Here is a 19,734-nt window from a genome sequence, read left to right as displayed (position 1 = left end):
TTATTATGAATGCTCATGAATTAACACCACTACAAAAAGAACTAGTAGAAATGCTTAGATGGTTTGACAATTTTTGTAGAGAAAATAAACTTAAGTATTTTTCTATAGGGGGTACTCTGCTTGGCTCTGTAAGACATAAAGGATTTATTCCTTGGGATGATGACGTTGATATCGCAATGCCAAGAAAAGATTATAATAAGTTAAAAAGTATAATGAAAGATAAAATTTTTTCTCACTATACACTCGAAACACCGGAATCTTTGGCAGAGGATTATTGTTATCCATATTGTAAACTTTATGATATTAATACAACCTTGATTGAAAATTATAAAAAACCATTGATTAGGGGGATATTTTTGGATATATTTCCATTAGATGGAGTGGGAAAAAACAAACAGGAAGGATTGAAATGGCATAAAAAGATTTGCCGCCAATATAGTTTCTATTTGACTAGAGTTGCAGCAAGGAGAGAAGGCAGAAATTTATATAAAAACTGTGCGATTGTTGTTTCACAGTTGATCCCCGATATTATTATTAATAATGTCAAAGTTCGTATAAACCTTGATAAGATGTGCCAAAAATATTCAATTGAGGAATCAAAATGGGGAGGAAATTTATTGGGGAATTGGGGAGAAAAAGAGATTGTACCATTAGAAGTTTTTGGTAATCCAACTGAATATCAATTTGAAGATATAATGCTTTACGGACCAGAGAATTATGATTCGTATCTTACTTGTGTTTATGGAGATTGGAGAAAGTTACCACCAAAAGAAAAACAGGTTTCACATCATGATTTTATTGAACTGAATTTACATAAAAGCTATATGAAGGAGAGGACAAGATGAATATTGCACTTATTATTGCGGGAGGAGCAGGACACCGCATGAACCAAGATATTCCAAAGCAATTTATTAATGTTTATGATAAACCGGTTATTGTTTATACGATGGAAGCATTTCAAAAACACCCGAGTGTTGATGCAATAGAAATAGTTTGTTTAGACGGTTGGCATGATGTGCTTCGGGCATATGCAAAACAATTTGGAATTTCTAAGTTGGAAAATATTGTTTCTGGTGGAAAAAATGGACAAGATTCGATTCGCAATGGATTATATGATATTGCTACAAGACATAATGGACAGGATGATGTTGTATTAATTCATGATGCGATTCGTCCCATGGTAAGTGCAGATGTAATAACAGATAATATTCGAGTATGTCGTCAATACGGAAATGCAATTACGGTTGTACCTTGTACGGCAGCTATGTTGAAAACTTATGATTCGCTGTCAACTACAGAGCAAGTCCCGAGGGATAATCTTAAGATTACACAAACACCACAAGCCTTTTTTATAAATGATATTATAGAGGTTCATAAAGAAGCGTTGAAAAGAGGAATTACAAATTCGGTGGCTTCATGCACTTTGTATATTGAAATGGGGAAAAAATTATATATGTCAGTCGGATCAGAAAAAAATATTAAATTGACGACAACAGAAGATATTGAAATATTTAAAGCAATATTAAATGCAAAGAAAGACGAGTGGATGCATTGATGACATATTGGGATAGTATAAAGAATATAGCTAAGGAATTACCGATTAAGGATGGAAATATCTTAATTACCGGTGCAACCGGTCTTATAGGTTCTTGTATAATTGATATCTTAACATATGCGAATGAAAGTTTACATAGTAACTTTCATATTTATGCAATGAGTCGTTCGATGGAGAAAATAAAAAAACGTTTTGCAAATAAAGTATTCCCGGTGATACAGGATATATGTCAGCCGTTAGAAATGGAAATTTCTTATGATTATATTTTTCATGCGGCAAGTAATGCAGATCCGGAGATATATGCAACGCGGCCGGCGGAAACGATATTTACGAATGTAGTAGGAATAAAAAATGTATTAGATTATTGTGAAATTCATCGGAATACTAAATTGCTGTTTATGTCAACATTCGAAGTCTATGGGAGAATTGAGGGAAAAAGCACGTATACTGAAGATGTGTCGGGAGTAATTGATTTTCATAGGTTACGAAATGCATATCCTGAAAGTAAGAGATGTGCAGAATTAATGTTGTTAGGGTATGTCGAGAAATATGGCATAGATGCTAAAATAGTTAGATTGGCGAGTGTTTATGGTCCTACAATGTTAAAAAATGATAGTAAAGCACATGCGCAGTTTATTAGAAAAGCAGTAGCGGGTAAAGATATTGTTTTAAAAAGTAAAGGACTTCAGAGAAGAACGTATTGTTATCTGATTGATGCGGTAAGCGCAATGTTTACAGTTTTATTTTGTGGAAAAATTGGAGAAGCATATAATATTGCAAATGAGAATTCGATTGCGTCAATTGCGGAAGTGGCAGAGGTATGTGCGAGTATAGCCCATACACACGTAGTATTTGAAAATCCAACTCAAATAGAAAGTAAGGGATTTTCAACCCCTCAGGATTGTATTTTAGAGAATAAAAAGTTAAAGGCATTAGGGTGGAATGGAAAATATAATCTTGTTGATGGAATGTTGGAAACGATTGAAACTATAAAAATATTGGAGAAAAAGCTAAAAGGTAATAGTAGTACCGAATATAGTTGAGCGTTTTGAAAAAATGATTATATTATAGCGGTAGAAGACAACCTGATTAAAATTGAAAAAAATTTAGTTTAATAGCAAGTTATAGAAGGAATGGTTTATGTGGTAACGAATTGAAGTGTTCGAGATGTGGAAGTAAGAAATTCAACTTAAAATTATAAAAATTCAATTTGAGCATCTGTTTTTGAAATTATAGTATATATGGGAGAGTTTATGAAGAAGAAAGTATTATTTGTTTTACCACATATGACTGGAGGTGGCGCAGAAAGAGTTACTGCAATACTAGCCAATAAGTTAGTTGATAAAAATTGTGAAGTGCATATACATACTTTGATTACAGATGACAGTTTTTATTATTTACGACCAGAAATAAAACAATCTTCAGATGGGGTCTCAGTTAATCGAAGAAACAAAATAACATTGTTATTTTGTGAAAGCTTTGGATTCATAAAATCGATGTTTTCTGTGCTCCATAAAATTAAGAGTGAGAAATACGATATAGTTATTTCCTTTTTTATAGAAACGGATGTAATCGTTTATTTGTGTAAAATATTAGGATGCAATTTTATGGAAGTGCATTCGGAAAGAAATGATCCATGGCAAAGGTCGAAAATGTTTAAGAAAATTAGATGTCATATATATAAAAAATGTGACAAACTGGTTTGCCAAAGTAAAGCTGTTTCGGACTATTTTGATTTTGTTGAAATGGGGAAAAAATATATTATTTCTAATCCAATAGATAAAGAAAAGATACCAGATAGGATTGCTAAGCATTCGAAAAAAATAGTATCGGTAGCAAGATTATTTGAACAAAAAAATTATCCACTTTTAATAAAAAGTTTTAGCTTAGTTTGCAATGAGTTTCCTGGTTATACATTAAATATATATGGTGATGGAATACTTTATGACTCGCTTTTAAAAATGATTAATGAATTAAATTTAAATGAGCGTGTATTCCTCCACGGAGCAAAGAAGAATGTCATGAAATTAATTTCAGATGCGGAATTATTTATTATGTCGTCCAATTACGAGGGATTTCCTAATGCTCTTTTAGAAGCAATGGCTATTGGAATACCAGTGATATCTACTGATTTTCAAACAGGCGTGGCCAGAGAATTGATAGGAGATGATAATGGTATAGTAGTGCCGGTTAACGATGAAATGGCAATGTCTAGTGCAATTAGAACAATGTTAAATGATTATGAAAAAATGCTTGAAATGGGATACTGCAATAGGAAGAAGTGTGAACAATTTTATACAGATAAAATTATTGAAAAATGGATTGAGGCACTGGAGATTGAGTGAAAAATGAATATAGAAGAATTTCGTAATAATGTTAAGGTAATAGGCCTTGATTTGGATGGAACTTTATTAAATGATAGTAAATCGATAGATAGTGATACTATAAATTATCTTAATAACTTTCTTGAAGAAAAAAAATATGTAATTTTTGCTTCGGGAAGAAAATATATGCAAATACGCCCTTATATTAAGCAGTTTTCTGCTATGGCTCAGAAAAATATATTTGTAGTTTCATCAGGAGGACAATATATTTATAACTCAAATGGAGAAAAAATATGGTCTTCGGAAAATTTTAATAGGGCTATTGTTAAAAAAATTTGTCATTTATTATTAGGAGATAAATTAAATAAAAAATGTACAATAGTAACAGAAACAAAAGATTTTATTGTGATTAATAAAATGGGAATGGGCGGGGTATTAAGAAATTTATATTATTTAGTAAAAGGGATTGAGAATTATAAAAATATAAGCATTGATGGTGTTGAAAAAATTAATTTAGAAATTGAAAAAATTATTGTACATACAAGAGATGTCGAATCGGTTGACAGCTGTTTAAAAAACATGAACAATATACATGCTACGTTAATAGAACAAAAACAAGTTGATATTCGAATGAAAACAATGAATAAGTCAAATGCTATTTTATATTTATTGAACATATTGCATTTTAATAAAAATAACATAGTAGTTTTTGGGGATGACGAGAATGATATAGATGTATTTGAAACATTTCCGTTATCTGTGGCTATGTTAAACGCAACAAAAAAAGTGAAAGATAGAGCAAAATATATAACTGAAAGTAATCAAAATAATGGAGTCTTGACTTTTCTCTTGAACTATGATAGGGGGATTTTTTGATGGCACAAAAGAATATATGGTTAAAAAAAATGGCTAGATATGTGAGAACAATAAATCATGTATTGTGCTCAGACGAAAAATACTTAAAACGAAAATATAAAAAAGAAAAGGGAAAAGAAGCTGATTTAGATAGTCCCAGAGATTTTTCTGAAAAACTTTTATTTCTTATGCTGCATTATAGAAATCCTTTAGAAAATCTTTGTGCAGATAAATATTATGTACAAGAATATGTTAAAGCTTGTGGATATGGGAATATATTAAAAAAGATATACGGAGTATATAGAAACGCCAACGATATAGATTTTCGGAAATTGCCAGATGAGTTTTTTATTAAAACAAATCACGTTTCGGGAAATAACAAAATAGTGAAAAAGGTTGATAATCCAAATTATAAATATTTACGTAAATTTTACGCGGAAGTACTTAAATTGAACTATTATTTTGATTGTAGAGAGTGGGTATATGATCGGATAAGACCTATGGTGATTTGTGAAGAGGTACTTCGAGATAAAAATGGAAATTTACCTATTGATTATAAGTTTTACTGTTTTGGAGGTAAGATGAAGTATTTTATGGTTTCTTGTGGAGAGTTTGAGCATCAAGTGAGAAATCATAAATTTGATAGAGCCTTACACTCTATTGACTATCATTTTAAGAAAATGAGCACATTGAGCGAGGAGGAAGCTAGATCTAATTTGCCCGATAATATAGATGATATGTTTAAAATTGTAGATAGGCTTTGTAAACCATTTCCACATGTTAGGGTGGATTTATATAATGTGGATGGTAAAATTTATTTTGGTGAATTGACTTTTTTTAGCAGTGGTGGGATTGTAAATATTTATGATCGTGATTACGATCAAAAGATTGCTTCATGGATTGATTTGACTCAATATAAGGATGATATGGTATGAGAAATCTTTTTTATTGCGATACTTCGTATCAATTGATGACGATAATAAACATTATGTCAGAGTTTAAATATCAAGAAGCGGATTTGGTTATTTATCATAATTTCTATGGTTCGTTTGACTTAATTAGACGAGTTAGGGAACGTGGACTTTTTTCGAATATATATGAAGTGGCTGCCGAACGTCAAAGTGTAATAGTAGAAGTTAAAGATATGGTTTTTGCTAGATCACATTTAAAAAAATTGGGCGTTAAGTTTCACCATTATGATTGTTTTTATGCGGCATCTTTAGATACCGTAATAGCGCTAAATTTGTATTCGGTTATTAATTATAGCAAGTTTATACTTATTGATGATGGGATTGGTAGCTACTATTCAAATATTTTGGGTAATGACTATATGAGTTTTAAACGACGTATGATATTAAAGTTATCACATCCAAGAAAAAAAATCTTTTTTGCGGAAAGCTTGTATGTGTACAGCCCAGAGTTATGTGAAAGTACAGCATCAGAGAAAAAGAAGAAAATATCGTTTCAATTTTCTGAAGATATGGAGTATGTATTTCACTATAAAAGCAATCACATTTATAGTGGGAAAATAATAATACTTGAGCAACCGTGTTCATTTAGAGAACTAGATGATAAAAGATATGAATTAGATAGAAAATTTAATCATGTGTTAGAAACAAAAAAATTGCTTGGGAGAGTTATTGTTAGACTACATCCAAGAATGAATAAGAGTAATATAGGTAATTGCTATGATATAATTAGGAATCAATGGGAATTGGAATGTAAAAATCAGATAGATGACAATAATATATTGATTGCAATTCATTCGACTTCGATTTTTCAACCAACTATTATGTTTGGCAAATGTCCTAAAATGATTTTATTGTTTAAGTTATACAGAGATGCATTATCTGAAGATGAATATAGGCGGATTGATTATTTTATAAAAAAGTTTGTTTCGATATATCAGAATGCAAATGTCTTAATTCCCAAATCCTTTGATGAATTTGAGAAAATGTTAAACGGAATTTGAGAAAGGGTATGGTTAATGGTTAGGATAAAATATTATATATCATTTACGATATTATACATTGTGTTTAGTGTGACTATGATTGTATTATTAGGATCACGAAGGAGAATGACTTTTGGAGGGTATTCTCTTGAAAAAATTGACAATAGAACAAAAGATGTTTTTTTTGCATTTGTTATGGTATTGATCGCTGCTATAAAAATGAATTTTGGTTCTGATTACTGGTCATATTCATTAATATATAATCGAGCTTTGACGGATTACACTGGAGTAAAGGATATCCTTATACAGCGTGGCTTTTTTGGCTCTGGGTTATATGTTATTTCCTATCTGGTAAAATCATTTACTAGTATTATAGGATGGGGTACGCCAGTAGAACATAATTTGATTTTTATAATATGTAGTATAATCAGTACATGGACAATAATTGTTCAAATCAGAAAACATTCTGATAATTATCAGTGGAGCGTGGCTGTATATTTTTTGATGGGATATTTTATGATAGCAAATAATATTCTAAAACAACAAATTGCTATGATGCTTTTACTGTTTGCGTACGATGCGCTGTGGGGGAAAAAATATTTTAAGTATTTCATGCTATGTTTATTGGCGTGCTTTTTTCATACGACAGCGATATTTCCGACGTTGTTGTATCCTGTGGTGTTGAAAATTAAAATGGACAAAAGAACAGTATGCGCTTTTTCTGGAATTTGTTTAGCAATTACGGTTGCATTGCCATTTATAATGCATTTTTTAACAAAAGCAAGTTTTCTGGGATATACAAAATATTTTGAGAATTTTGCTACATATTCAGGCGCAAGTGTGGGGAAATTGTATGCGATTGGTTCGTTTGTTGCATATTTGATAATTTTTATTTGTACTTATAAAATCAAATATACATTGCCTAATAATGATTATAGAATATATTCTTATTTAGTGTTATTATCTGCTGGTTTGGTAATAAATGTATTGGCTTTTAATTTTTGGTTACTGATACGTGTATCATTATATTTTTATCAATTTGTAATTTTTTTGATTCCTAATTTTATATCTAAAATTTCGCTTAGTAGAAAATATGTTTTATACATTAAAATTGCATTGCTTTTGTTTTCGGGATTTTATGTATTGTATTCATGGGATAATCATTATTTTGCATTTCACACGATATTTAATAAGGAAATGGTGCCAGCATATTTGGATTATTATATATCGACATATGAATAGAGCGGAGGAAATATATTGATTTCAATTGTTGTACCTGTATTTAATATTACTAAATATATAGATGAGTGCGTTTCTAGTGTTATTAGACAATCTTATAAAGAGTGGGAATGTATATTAGTTGATGATGGATCTACGGATGATTCGGGAAAAAAATGTGATTATTACGCTGAAAACTATGAAAATATATTTGTGGTTCATAAAATTAATGGTGGTCTTGCGGCAGCAAGAAATGCAGGAATGAATCATGCAAAGGGTAAATATATTTATTTTTTAGATGGTGATGATAAATTAACGGTTGATGCTATAAAACATTTTGCTGAGAGAGCAGTTGACAACTGTGATATAATTTTAGGACAAATGGCATATTTCTATGATAATAATTCCCAGAGTACAGTTCCATTTGGTGATATTGTGAAAAGAGAATGGGTTGAAAATAAAACAGGGAAAGAAGCATTTATAGAAATTCATAATCATATTGAAATGATGATGATGGGGGTTCGTGGGTTATATAGAAAAGATTTTTTGACGGAGAATCATCTTGAGTTTAATGAATATTTTAAATATTCTGAAGATCAGGAGTGGACTCCCAGATGCTTTGAATTTGCAAAGAAAGTATCAAGCAATGAGAATCGTGATTATTTATATCGAATGGGGCGACAAGGTTCTTTGATGAATACTATAAATCCCAAAAAAATAGAGCTTACGCTCGAAATTTATGATAGATGGTACGAGAAAATAAAAGTAAATTTGAGCGAACCGTTTAATGTTTGCCTTAATAAAGTCCTTATACGAAGGTTTTGGGAGTTTTATTTTAAATATCCGCCAATGTTGAAGCGGAAAGATCGCCAGGATTTTTATACTATGATGGATATACGTAAGCAGTACATTACTAATAATCCATTGATAAAGAAAAATGATATTCGTGCTATATTAATTAAATATTTACCTGCAAAATATATTTGTCAATTAACAAAAATGTGGATAAAAATAAAATCATGAATTTAGGTAATAAGGATGTCGAAAGAAAAAAGTAGCAATAGAATTGTGGCATTTAATCTTGCTGGAAAATTTTTATTAAATGGAATTAATTTTTTTGTGGTATCTATTTTTACAAGGATGCTGGGAACTGAAAATTTTGGCTTGTTTTCATTATACTTAACTTGGGAATCGATTGTTTTGATTTTTGTTGGTTTACAAACACAGTCAATAATTGGAAATGTGAGCATGAAATATGATAAACAAGAAAGATGTAGATTCCTTTCAAGTAATATTTTTTTGAGCTTTGTAATGTTTGCTGAGCTTTGGCTGATATTTTTGATGTTTAAGAATAGAATATCATCGTTTATGGGTCTACCTCCAGTAATTGTAGGATTTATGCTGATTCATGCATTGACTAATTATGGCGTAAATATTGTTACCGGTGTATGGAGTTTTGACAAAGAAGCTGAAAAGAATTTTTTTGTGTCATTAATATTATCACTAACGAATATAATTTTGTCAATATGGTTTATTAATTCTATTCAAGAGTATGATAATAAATATATTGGTCGAATAGTAGGTAGCGCATTGCCAACAATCGTTATGGGTTCAGGAAGTATTATTTTTATATTGGCTAAAGGGAGAACCCTGTTTAATAAAGAATACTGGAAGTATACACTGGGGTTCTCAATACCTATAGTTTTTCATGCCTTATCAAATTTGATTTTAAATCAAAGTGATAGAATTATGCTTCAAAAAATAGGTTCACTGAGAGAGGTTGGAATATATAGCGTTATTTTTACATTAACAAATGTTTTGAGTATATTAATGGATGCATTTAATACTGCTTGGGTGCCTTTCTTTTACGAAGATTTAAAAACAAGAAAGTTGGAAAATATTAGAGCTAAAACAAAAAATTATGTGAATTTGTTTTCGTTTTTAACAGTCGGCTTTTTGTTACTTGCACCTGAGGTTTTAAGTTGGTATGCTGGAGATGAGTATACAATTAAAGCTAAAGCACTGCCTTTTTTGGCGGTAGGTGTTTTTTTTACTTTTTTATATAGTTTTCCTATTAATTACAAGTACTATAAGGGAAAAACAAAAAGTATAGCGGTAGGAACTGTAGGTGCTGGATTATGTAATATTGTATTGAATGCGTTATTAATCCCACAATATGGAATATTAGGAGCAGCAGTTGCTACTGTTATTTCTTATATATTGCTTTGGATATTCCATTACGTTGGAGCAATAAGGTTGGATAAAGAAGCTTATCCGTATTCGCTGAGTCTCTTTTTGCCGAATATAATTGTGATAGTCATAGTCGCAATATTTGCTTATGTGATTGTATATGATTTTCCAATTATTCGATGGGGACTAGCAGTTATCGATGGTCTAATAATGCTTTGTTCAGTTATTAAACGTAAAACTATATGGTAATAGGGAGGCATGGAAATGAAAATTTTATCAGTTATTCCGGCAAGAGCTGGCTCAAAAGGTATACCTAATAAAAATATAAGAATTATTGGTGGACATCCAATGATTTATTATTCAATCAAAAATGCATTAAATTCGCAGATGATTACGGATGTAATTGTATCTACTGATTCACCAGAGGTTAGAATTATTGCTGAACAGATGGGAGCAAAAGTAAAGTGGAGAGATTCTTCCCTTTGCGAGGATGCTGTTACATTGGATGCGGTTATAGCGGATGCTATTCCAAAAGATGAAGAATTTTCTTATGTGGTTACAATGCAACCGACGTCACCGACTCTCCGTGTATCTACATTAGATCGAGCGATAAAATATGCGATAGAAAATGAATTAGATACAGTTATTTCAGCAATTAATGCACCACATTTATCTTGGGGAGAGAAAAATGGAAAAAAGATTCCTAATTATGTAGAGAGACTTAACCGTCAATATTTACCACCGTGCTATATGGAGACAGGAGCATTTATGATTTCAAAAGCATCGGTAGTTACACCCAAAACAAGAATTGGCGAAAAAGTTGATGTATATGAAGTCCCAGAAGATGAAGCACAGGATGTTGATACATTTGAGGATCTTAGAAGTGTAGCAGCGACGTTGGAACATCAGAAGGTCGCGATTTACGTGAATGGTAATAATAAACGTGGTATTGGACATATTTATAGAGCACTTGAGATTGCTGACGAATTTTATGTAAAACCAGATATTTACTATGACATTAATCAGACCAATCCTAGAGTGTTTGGAAAAACAACTCATAATCTTGTCCCGGTGAATGGGATTGGAGAATTGTTTGAAAGATGCAAAGAAAATAATTATACTATTTTTATTAATGATATACTTACTACAACAATTGATTATATGATTGGTCTTAGAACGGCTCTTCCAAATGCAAAGATTGTGAATTTTGAGGATGATGGAGAGGGCATTATTAAAGCAGATCTTGTGTTTAATGCACTTTTTAACGAGACGGAATTTCCGCAGGTTTATGCCGGAGAAAAATATTATATATCTGGAAAGACATTTATGTTCTATGAACCTATTGAAATTAAAGATAATGTAAAACGAGTATTTGTATCATTTGGTGGGGCAGATCCACAGAATTATTCTGATAGAATTTTGAATATGGTGGTTAAACCGGAGTATAAAGACTATCATTTTGTGGTTGTTTTAGGAAGAGCTAAGTATAATGTTAAGTCATTAATGGAGTATAATAAATACGATAATATCGAAGTTTTTTATGATGTTTCAAATATGCCTGAATTAATGAGTAGTTGTGATGTGGGGATTACTTCAAGAGGACGAACAGGATATGAACTTGCTATGTTAGGAATTCCGTCAATCTCAATGGCTCAGAATCACAGAGAGGAAAAACATGGATTTGTTTGTAATGAGAATGGATTTACGTATATTGGCTTAAATCCGGCAGATGAGATAATTGAAAGTAATATAAAAATGTATCTTTCCATGTCAAAAGAAAGTAGATTACGTTTCCATAATATGCTTTTAAGTCATGATCTGAGAGGCGGACGTAGGAGAGTAATGGGGTTAATTAATGGATTGTAAAGAAGCCCTGTCAAATGAAAGAAGATATATAATAATAAAGATTGGAGTGTAATGAAATGAATAAACCGTATGTAATTGCAGAAATGGGTGTGAATTTTTATGATACAGCTAAAGTATTAGGAATTTCGTTGCTTGATGCGGCAAAATTATATATTGATAAAGCCGCAGAGGCAGGTGTTGATTGTGCAAAATTTCAGTCCTATAAGGCAAACACAATTGTATCTAAAAATTCACCTGCTTACTGGGATACAACAAAAGAACCTACAAAAACCCAGTATGAGTTGTTTTTAAAGCATGATAGTTTTGGAGAAACGGAGTACAGAGAATTGTGTAATTATACACATGCAAAAGGTATGGATTTTACATCGACACCATTTGACTATGCATCTGCTGATTATCTTGAAGATATGGTTGATTTCTATAAGATTTCTTCTTCGGATCTTTCAAATCTTCCATTTATTCGTCATATTGGTTCTAAAGGGAAGCCTGTATATATATCTGTAGGTGCTGCATATTTGTCAGAAGTTGATGTGGCGATAAGGGCACTGAAAGAAGTGGGTTGTAAAGATATTGTTATTTTACATTGTGTGCTTTCATATCCTACAGCTCCTATGAATGCAAATCTTAGAATCATAGAAACTCTTAAAAGGGATTTTCCGGATGTAAGAGTAGGCTTTAGCGATCATGTTGCACCGGATGATACGATGATGACTTTAGCAGTAGCGTATATGCTTGGAGCAGAAGTGATAGAGAAGCATTTTACATTAGATAAAACACTTCCAGGCAATGACCATTATCATGCAGGCGATGTGGAAGATTTCAAGAAAGCAATTGCAAATTTTAAGTGGATTGACACTGTGCTTGGATCTGGTGTCAAAACAGTCCTTGATTGTGAACTTATTCCAAGAAGAGAAGCTCGTAGATCATTGGTTCTTACAAGAAATATGAAGGCCGGAGAAGTGATTAGGGAAGAAGACTTAATGCCAAAACGCCCGGGCACAGGTATTTCTCCTGAATATGTTGAAATTGTAGTTGGCCGTAAGGTTGTAAAGAATTTAGATGAAGATACAATTCTTACTTGGGATATGATCTAAAGGGGGGGGATTGTGCGGGAGTATTATGAGAATTATTCTATGTGGAAATAAAGAGCGAATTAGTAAGATAGCAAGTCATGTAAGAGATAAAACGCTAATCGATTCTTGTGCGATTGATATTGAGTCAATAGATTATATGGAAAAAATTAGTGATTTCCATAGGCAAATAGAAAATTCAAGAGATGAAATATTATTCATTGCTAATGAAAAAGAGTATGAGGTGCTTCAGTCTTTTGGTATTCCTGAAAAATGTGTGCTTAGATATGAGCTGTTTAGTGGAGTGACATTTTATAATCCAATTGCACAATATGATAATTCTGTCGATTCGTTGATTTTTGGTATGTCACATTCACAGTCAGCTATTAATGTAAACGAGTTAAAAGATGGAGTGTATTATAAAGTTGCTGCTCCTAGTATGGATTTATTTCTACATTTGAGTTATTTAAAACTATTAGGAAGAAATAATGGTGGAGAATTAAAAAACATCAAAAAAATCATCATCGAATTGCCGTATTATATATTTAATTATGATTTATCTTGTTTTGATGGATTTGTTCATACAAAACTGAATTATTTTGAAATAATAAATAATTATCATAATTTTGGAAAAGACGATAAGCAAAAAGAAATAATATCGATGTTTAAATTGTATTATAAATATTTTCTCTCTCCCTGTGTAGACGAACAAAAACCGAGAGGAAATAGCTGGTTTATGAGACCGATAAAATGGGTATATCATCAATATGTAAGTGTGCGCTCTAGTGTTTTAAATCAAGATAAAGTTTGGTCACAGTATTTTGAAAAAACGGTTGAAGAAAATGTAACATATTGGAATGATTTTTTGAAAGTGGCTAAAAAAATATGTCCTAATGCAAAAATAGTTGTTCTTGTAATGCCATTTAATTCATTGTTTACTATCACACATAAAATGCAAATACAAGCCAATAAAAGAATATTTTACACAAAGTTAAGAAAGAACGATGAAATAAAAGTGATCGATGATTTTGATTTACATTATGGATTCTGGAATTTCTATGATCACTGTCATCTTAATAAAAGAGGAAGTAAAAAATATATGGTACATTTAAACAATTTGTTAATGAATGAGAAATATATATAATTTATAAATATCCTTTTATGATAGAAGAATGGAAAAGGACATATGAAATTAGAAATATTATTATCTGCAATGTATTTAAATGGATATGATTATATTAATTCATTAAATATAGTCAGTGATTGTGTAGTTGTCAATCAATGTGAAAAGAATACTTATCAAAATGTAGTCGATAATAATCGTTATATTTGCTATATTGAAAGTACGGAGCGCGGATTAAGTAAAAGCCGTAATATGGCAATCCGTCATGCAACGGGAGATGTTTGGATTCTTTGTGACAATGATGTAGAGTATGTTCCTGATTATGAACGGTTGATTTTGAATGAATACGAAAAACATCCAGAATATGATGGAATTATATTTCATGTAGAATCACCAATTAATCCAGTACCGTGTTTTCCTAAAAGGCGTAGGATAGGATATCTTTCCAGTGGAAAGGCTATATCGTATGAAATCTCTTTCCGTAGAGAAAGAGTAAATGGTATTTGGTTTGACGAACATATCGGTGCGGGTACTCGATTTAAAATGGGAGAAGAGAATGCTTTTTTATACGAGTGTCTAAGGCGTGGACTTAACATTCATTATGTGCCTATAAAGATTGCTAAATTACGTTATGAGCCGTCGACATGGAATACGGGATTTGATCGAGAATATATGTTGGGAAGAGGGGCCAGCTTTGATGCGATGACGCCACGGTGGTCATGGGCACTTATTTGGCAGTTTGCATTGAGAAAACATAAATTATATAAGGACAGTCTGAGTTTTATAGAGGCATTTTCTGCAATGTTTGAGGGAAGACGATTATACCGACTGGAAAAACAAAATGCTGAAAAGTAAGCAGCGAGAAGGTAAGAAAGGGGGAAGTTGTGTATGGTAGAACGGGATAAGAATTACCCTAATTTAACATGGCCCCAATTCGCTGTGTGCAATGACGATCCAACCAAATCTTTTGAGGATATGTCAAGGTGTCTGTTCCGTTTGGAATTTTTAGAAAAGGGAGACCTCCCACATTCGAATCACAATACTCCTGGTGTTGAAGTACTTCCAATCTTAGAAACACAGCATTTAGATGGTTCGAAACGAAGAAAAATTAGTTTTCAAGCGAAATACTTTGAAGATAAAGTAAGTTATTCTCAAATTAAAAATTCAATGGATCAAGCTATAAAATGTTATGGAAATGAACTTGATTTGATATATCTTTTTTGCAACAAAACACTTACAACTACGGCAAAAGGATATATAGATATTAAAGAAAAATTAAAAACTTCGGAAATTGAGCTACATCCTATTTCTAATACGGAAGTATTGGATTTGGTTATGAAGTATAAAGAGATAGCTAATTATTTTTTCTTACCTCGTAGAAGACCTGGCGATGCTCAGATGGAGCAGATATATGCAGGTATTGTTATTCATAATGAAAATGATAGGGAGTATAATTCCAGTTTAATTAAGCCAAATGAACAAGTTATTGATATTACGTTGATTCAAGCTCTTGTTCAGGAGAAAATCGAAATATGCAAGTCATTAGTTTTGGACATGCGTTTTGATAAACTTAGGGAAGAATTAGATAAAATTTTTGCATATAAACTTACAGGAGTTGTGGGTTATGAAACACTCTTGTTCTATAAGCTAATTATGGAATTACATGATAATAAGGAGAGTGAATTCTTAGTTGATGGTCTTACGGAGCAAGATAAGGGTGAGTTGTCATGGATGAAAGAGTATTATAAAAATCCGGTACCGGTTGGTACATATACATTTGCTAGTCATCGCATAGAGAGTCAGACGCTTGTTCTGGATAAAATGTTTTCATCACAGTTATGGAATGCGGTAATTGTATTATGTAAAGAAATCGTGGATGATGCATCTTCGGAAATATTAGATACAGTTAAACAGTATTATGGTTTAGCTTTGTTTAATTTACAAAAATACAATCAGGCTTCAGAAATTTTGAAAGGGCTCTATCAGAAAAGTCGCAAAGAAAGCCATCATTTGTATTCGATTCTTGCAGAGATAAAGAGCATTAACGATGCGTGGAGAGAAGGTCATTATGAGCAGAGAGAGAGATTGATAGAACTAATTAAACAGCTTGATTTGTTAAAAGACAATACACAATACAGGGGTAATAAAAGTCTTGTTGCAATGATATATCTTGAAAGTGCATATAACCTTGGAATGAATGAAAAAGAGTATCTTGAAGCTGCTATTGAGAAATATCAGGAATTTCCAAACGATGTTAAGAACGAGAAAGTAGTGAAATATTTATATGCACTCTGTTTAGAGATGAATGGTAATATTGAAACTGCTGAGGGCATATATGCAGGATTGGACTGGAAAAATAATGTAAATATTGCTTGCAGATATTTGATATGTAAATTGTTATGTAATGACTATGCGGGAGTGGTAAGAGCATATAAAGAAGTCACTCCATCTGCAATGCATACGAAACTTAATGGTCTATATTTGAGAGCTTTGTATTATGAAGATAAAGATGCTTATAAGAAAAAACTAAAAGAAGCTTTGTCTGAGGAGAAAGATAATCTTGAGGGGATTATTGATATTGCTTTAGGTGTACATGAAAAACAATATTTAGAAGATGATGTTATTCCTCTTATAAAGAGGCATGTAAATACTGAAATGGATAAACTTGTGTTTCGGCAGAAAGAAGAATTGATTTCGATTCTGTCGCATGCTGGCGAATTGGCTCTTATAGTAACTTTATTAAAAAGTATCCATGATATAGTAGAGGTAAAGTATTATATTGTCAGAGAAATATATGAAGCTGTGTTTGCTGCTACTAATAGGGAGCTTATTGGGTATGAAAAGTCTTTAAATAAATCTGAAAAATTGAAATCTGCTGAATTGATTGCGGATATTTTTTTGGAAGCCAATGTATCACGAAAAGAGTTTTTGCAGATAAAATATATTTGTGCAGAAGCCAAAGGGAAAAGATTTAGTATGCTGAAATATGCGAAAGAACTTTTTGAAATCACAAATGAAGAAATTTTGGCAAGAGATATTATTGCTATGCTTTTGGAAAGAAATGAGACGGATTTTAACGCATATACCTCATATCTTGCTGTACTATGTAATTCCGTTGAGCCGGAATATTGTATGGCGGTTGCGTTTGCTATGTTGCGCTTGGGTAAAATGGAAGAGGCTGATTTCTATGCATATAAAGCTTTATATTATTTAAATGGTATTGATAATTATGAAATATACAAAAATTATTTTGGTTACTACAATCAGAACCTTAATCGATATCACGATAGAAACGAATTGACAAGAGTAAAAAATAATTGTGTGGTTACACTAGAAGAGGGTAATCCTAGAAACGGAGAGAAAGCGAAAGTTATTACACTTTGCCTCGACTCGGAGAGTGAATTTTCTGATTCAAGTAATAGAAGTTTAATGCTTCGACATATTCCGTCGGGATGCTCTTTGTATCTGAAATTACAAGGTAGTAGCCTGAATCAGATGTTGAAAATTGAAAATGTTAACTATCGGCTCATTAATATTCAATCTAGAGTAGATTATACGGCAGGTTTTATCTTTGGAAAGATTAGTGAGCATCCAGAGAAATTTGGTGGAGCTGTGCTTGTGTTGTCATCGGAAAAACCAGAGGAGCTAATAAAAAAAATCAAGTCGGTGACGGATAAAACGGAGCAAACGGAAGCTATGCTTGACTTATATCACTTTAAAAAAAATAAAATGGGTTTACCTATAGATTCTTTTACAAATGGTGATTATGATCGATATATAGATGCGTTATCAATGCTTCTTTATACAAAGGATCAGGCGTTTTATACGGGACTTTGGACATATGAGGATGAAAGAAATCAAAGATATGTTCCAGCATTATCTACATTGGTATTATTAAGTTTTATGAATATACTGAATGTGCTTGAGGAGATTAGAAATAAATTGATTCTTCCTGCATCATATATGAATTTTTTTGCTGAGAGATATAGAAAGGCGAAAGAGACAAGCTTTATGGCATCAGGGAAACTGACGAATGTAAATGATCAGTTAACCTTAATCCAAGATGACGTATCTCAAGCTGAAATATGGGAGAGGATTATAGATTTTTGTGCTGAATGTGAGATAGTAAATATATCAGATGATGATCGTATAGAATTTTCTATAGATGATATCAATGGGGAACAATTTATTGCTGCACTCCGTTTGAATTTAATTCATTTGGATTCTTTTTTGCTTGCTAAGAAGGAACAAGCAACTTTATTATGCGATGATTTATTTTTTAGAAGAATAGCTACATATGGGAAAATCAGAAATATAAACTTTGTTTCGTTATTACGACATAATGTGAACGATGATTTTGTTGTTCCCATTATAATGGAATTATCGAAAACTAACTATATATATATTCCACTTATGGCTAGGACAGACGAAGAGATAGTTCAGTTGAAGAAAAATATACTGGATGGTAAGATGAAGAAAAAATTTTATGGTAATTTGCTAGCTGCGTATAGTGCGGTTAGAAAAAATTTTATGCGTGAAATGTCAGAGAAAGATGGAGAAAGTTGAAATGTCTTTTAGTCCGTAGCTTTCAGAAAGTTATGCCAAAAGAGGGATTCCGATTAACGGATCCCTCTTTTTTGTAGATAAATAAGGCGGAGTTTAGCCCAATAGATTTTCATAGTTTTAAAAAAACCATCATGCCGAATTCGATATAATAATGCGCCTAAATGTCCACCCAAATGTTCACCTAAAACACGCTTGAATTTCCGGGTATACAACATAGCCGCTTTAGTCTCGGAGTCAATCCATGCTCCATTGAATAAATGATTACTGTACGTTTTATCGGAAAACAGTTCACCTTCTTTTCGATAGGGATGGAACGGACCAAAACAAGTCATCGGGTAAATGTGGATATCCGGAAGAGATTGCTCTTGATCGATATATTGCAGTCCTCTTGCCCGGCAGAGTTTTGTGAGAAGGACTGGGTTTGGCGTTGTGTCGAAAGAGCCGTTAGGGAGTATGAAATGTCGATGATGGTAATTTTCTAACATTTCCTGAATTAGCGGATTGCTAGGTTGAGAACCGATCACACAGGTTCCGACGGAGACATTGGTTTCAAATCCGGCAAATGCGGAATTGTTTAAGAGTGAATCAAAAGAGCGCATAACCATGACGTCTGTATCAAGATAGATTCCACCATAACGGTTGAGCACATCAAGTCGTACATAATCAGAGACAAAGGCATATTTTTGAGCGGCATAGGCTTCTTTGACATAATCACAAGCGTTCAGATTAGCGTTGGAAGCGTTCCACTCCATGATAGTGTAATCGGGAAGTGTTTTTTTCCAGCTGGAGATACACTCTTGAACAAGTTCAGGATACGGTGTACCTGGATCGGCGCTGAACCAGCAAAAATGGATAATTTTTGGGATGGAAGTTTGATTCATATATGCTACCTCACAGTGGGGAAAATAATTAGTTTTGATTATAGTATCACAGGAAGAAAAATCCTGCAATCTGCTTCGTTGTTTGGTTGCCTTTTGTAAGGCAAGGATTTATAATTAAGTGTATTTAACGCGAAA

General features: G+C 32.2%; 16 protein-coding genes. 15 read left to right on the top strand and 1 reads right to left on the bottom strand.

All coding sequences use genetic code 11. The features are described from left to right. The first annotated feature begins 5 nt into the window (after positions 1–5). From PG862_RS02120 to PG862_RS02050, 15 genes are all read left to right on the top strand, one after another. The gene (locus PG862_RS02120) at positions 6–845 is read left to right on the top strand and encodes a LicD family protein (RefSeq protein ID WP_270706319.1); all 840 of its coding nucleotides are present in this window, start codon (positions 6–8) and stop codon (positions 843–845) included. Beyond that, on the top strand, positions 842–1,555 hold the full coding sequence (locus PG862_RS02115; RefSeq protein WP_270706317.1) for an IspD/TarI family cytidylyltransferase: 714 nt from the start codon (positions 842–844) through the stop codon (positions 1,553–1,555). Before PG862_RS02120 ends, PG862_RS02115 begins: the two co-directional genes overlap by 4 nt. After that, positions 1,555–2,598 carry an NAD-dependent epimerase/dehydratase family protein gene (locus PG862_RS02110; RefSeq protein ID WP_270706315.1) on the top strand — a complete coding sequence of 348 codons (1,044 nt, stop codon included), beginning with the start codon at positions 1,555–1,557 and terminating at the stop codon, positions 2,596–2,598. The genes PG862_RS02115 and PG862_RS02110 overlap by 1 nt, the downstream gene beginning before the upstream one ends. Positions 2,599–2,808: 210 nt before the next feature. Beyond that, positions 2,809–3,900 (top strand): glycosyltransferase, encoded by a 1,092-nt coding sequence (locus PG862_RS02105; RefSeq protein WP_270706313.1) that lies wholly within the window; start codon positions 2,809–2,811, stop codon positions 3,898–3,900. 3 nt (positions 3,901–3,903) lie between these two features. Next, positions 3,904–4,755 carry an HAD-IIB family hydrolase gene (locus tag PG862_RS02100; RefSeq protein ID WP_270706311.1) on the top strand — a complete coding sequence of 284 codons (852 nt, stop codon included), beginning with the start codon at positions 3,904–3,906 and terminating at the stop codon, positions 4,753–4,755. Further along, the gene (locus PG862_RS02095) at positions 4,755–5,669 is read left to right on the top strand and encodes an ATP-grasp fold amidoligase family protein (protein WP_270706310.1); all 915 of its coding nucleotides are present in this window, start codon (positions 4,755–4,757) and stop codon (positions 5,667–5,669) included. The genes PG862_RS02100 and PG862_RS02095 overlap by 1 nt, the downstream gene beginning before the upstream one ends. Next, entirely contained in the window at positions 5,666–6,706 is a 1,041-nt protein-coding gene (locus PG862_RS02090; protein WP_270706309.1) for a polysialyltransferase family glycosyltransferase, read from the top strand. The genes PG862_RS02095 and PG862_RS02090 overlap by 4 nt, the downstream gene beginning before the upstream one ends. Before the next feature lie 105 nt (positions 6,707–6,811). Beyond that, positions 6,812–7,927, top strand: a complete 1,116-nt coding sequence (locus PG862_RS02085) for an EpsG family protein (protein ID WP_270706308.1) — start codon at positions 6,812–6,814, stop codon at positions 7,925–7,927. Between the two features lie 15 nt (positions 7,928–7,942). Then, positions 7,943–8,926 (top strand): glycosyltransferase family 2 protein, encoded by a 984-nt coding sequence (locus tag PG862_RS02080; protein WP_270706307.1) that lies wholly within the window; start codon positions 7,943–7,945, stop codon positions 8,924–8,926. A 15-nt stretch (positions 8,927–8,941) separates the two neighbouring features. Continuing rightward, complete coding sequence (locus PG862_RS02075; protein WP_270706305.1) at positions 8,942–10,342, top strand: oligosaccharide flippase family protein; 1,401 nt, start codon at positions 8,942–8,944, stop codon at positions 10,340–10,342. Positions 10,343–10,357: 15 nt separating this feature from the next. Continuing rightward, positions 10,358–11,959 (top strand): cytidylyltransferase domain-containing protein, encoded by a 1,602-nt coding sequence (locus PG862_RS02070; RefSeq protein WP_270706303.1) that lies wholly within the window; start codon positions 10,358–10,360, stop codon positions 11,957–11,959. 56 nt (positions 11,960–12,015) lie between these two features. Next, positions 12,016–13,053 (top strand): N-acetylneuraminate synthase family protein, encoded by a 1,038-nt coding sequence (locus PG862_RS02065; protein WP_270706302.1) that lies wholly within the window; start codon positions 12,016–12,018, stop codon positions 13,051–13,053. Positions 13,054–13,078: 25 nt separating this feature from the next. Continuing rightward, a complete protein-coding gene (locus PG862_RS02060) occupies positions 13,079–14,173 on the top strand; it encodes a hypothetical protein (RefSeq protein WP_270706301.1) in 1,095 nt (364 codons plus the stop codon). 42 nt (positions 14,174–14,215) lie between these two features. Beyond that, positions 14,216–15,007 carry a glycosyltransferase family A protein gene (locus PG862_RS02055; RefSeq protein WP_270706300.1) on the top strand — a complete coding sequence of 264 codons (792 nt, stop codon included), beginning with the start codon at positions 14,216–14,218 and terminating at the stop codon, positions 15,005–15,007. Positions 15,008–15,040: 33 nt separating this feature from the next. Further along, entirely contained in the window at positions 15,041–18,718 is a 3,678-nt protein-coding gene (locus PG862_RS02050) for a PIN domain-containing protein (RefSeq protein ID WP_270706299.1), read from the top strand. 53 nt (positions 18,719–18,771) lie between these two features. On the opposite strand, the gene PG862_RS02045 is transcribed toward PG862_RS02050, so the two are convergent. Continuing rightward, positions 18,772–19,599, bottom strand: a complete 828-nt coding sequence (locus PG862_RS02045; RefSeq protein ID WP_270706298.1) for a glycosyltransferase family 32 protein — start codon at positions 19,597–19,599, stop codon at positions 18,772–18,774. Between the last annotated feature and the right edge of the window lie 135 nt (positions 19,600–19,734).

It is taken from the genome of Clostridium fessum, assembly GCF_027698965.1.
GTDB lineage: Bacteria > Bacillota > Clostridia > Lachnospirales > Lachnospiraceae > Otoolea > Otoolea fessa.
This window is presented reverse-complemented; position numbering and strand designations above follow the sequence as displayed.

Excerpts from the sequence above, each read along its gene's own strand:
- PG862_RS02090 (WP_270706309.1), top strand. The coding sequence starts at position 5,666 with ATGAGAAATCTTTTTTATTGCGATACTTCGTATCAATTGATGACGATA.
- PG862_RS02060 (WP_270706301.1), top strand. The coding sequence starts at position 13,079 with ATGAGAATTATTCTATGTGGAAATAAAGAGCGAATTAGTAAGATAGCA.
- PG862_RS02075 (WP_270706305.1), top strand. The coding sequence starts at position 8,942 with ATGTCGAAAGAAAAAAGTAGCAATAGAATTGTGGCATTTAATCTTGCT.
- PG862_RS02105 (WP_270706313.1), top strand. The coding sequence starts at position 2,809 with ATGAAGAAGAAAGTATTATTTGTTTTACCACATATGACTGGAGGTGGC.
- PG862_RS02100 (WP_270706311.1), top strand. The coding sequence starts at position 3,904 with ATGAATATAGAAGAATTTCGTAATAATGTTAAGGTAATAGGCCTTGAT.
- PG862_RS02070 (WP_270706303.1), top strand. The coding sequence starts at position 10,358 with ATGAAAATTTTATCAGTTATTCCGGCAAGAGCTGGCTCAAAAGGTATA.
- PG862_RS02045 (WP_270706298.1), bottom strand. The coding sequence starts at position 19,599 with ATGAATCAAACTTCCATCCCAAAAATTATCCATTTTTGCTGGTTCAGC.
- PG862_RS02095 (WP_270706310.1), top strand. The coding sequence starts at position 4,755 with ATGGCACAAAAGAATATATGGTTAAAAAAAATGGCTAGATATGTGAGA.
- PG862_RS02050 (WP_270706299.1), top strand. The coding sequence starts at position 15,041 with ATGGTAGAACGGGATAAGAATTACCCTAATTTAACATGGCCCCAATTC.
- PG862_RS02065 (WP_270706302.1), top strand. The coding sequence starts at position 12,016 with ATGAATAAACCGTATGTAATTGCAGAAATGGGTGTGAATTTTTATGAT.
- PG862_RS02085 (WP_270706308.1), top strand. The coding sequence starts at position 6,812 with ATGACTTTTGGAGGGTATTCTCTTGAAAAAATTGACAATAGAACAAAA.
- PG862_RS02120 (WP_270706319.1), top strand. The coding sequence starts at position 6 with ATGAATGCTCATGAATTAACACCACTACAAAAAGAACTAGTAGAAATG.
- PG862_RS02110 (WP_270706315.1), top strand. The coding sequence starts at position 1,555 with ATGACATATTGGGATAGTATAAAGAATATAGCTAAGGAATTACCGATT.
- PG862_RS02055 (WP_270706300.1), top strand. The coding sequence starts at position 14,216 with ATGAAATTAGAAATATTATTATCTGCAATGTATTTAAATGGATATGAT.
- PG862_RS02115 (WP_270706317.1), top strand. The coding sequence starts at position 842 with ATGAATATTGCACTTATTATTGCGGGAGGAGCAGGACACCGCATGAAC.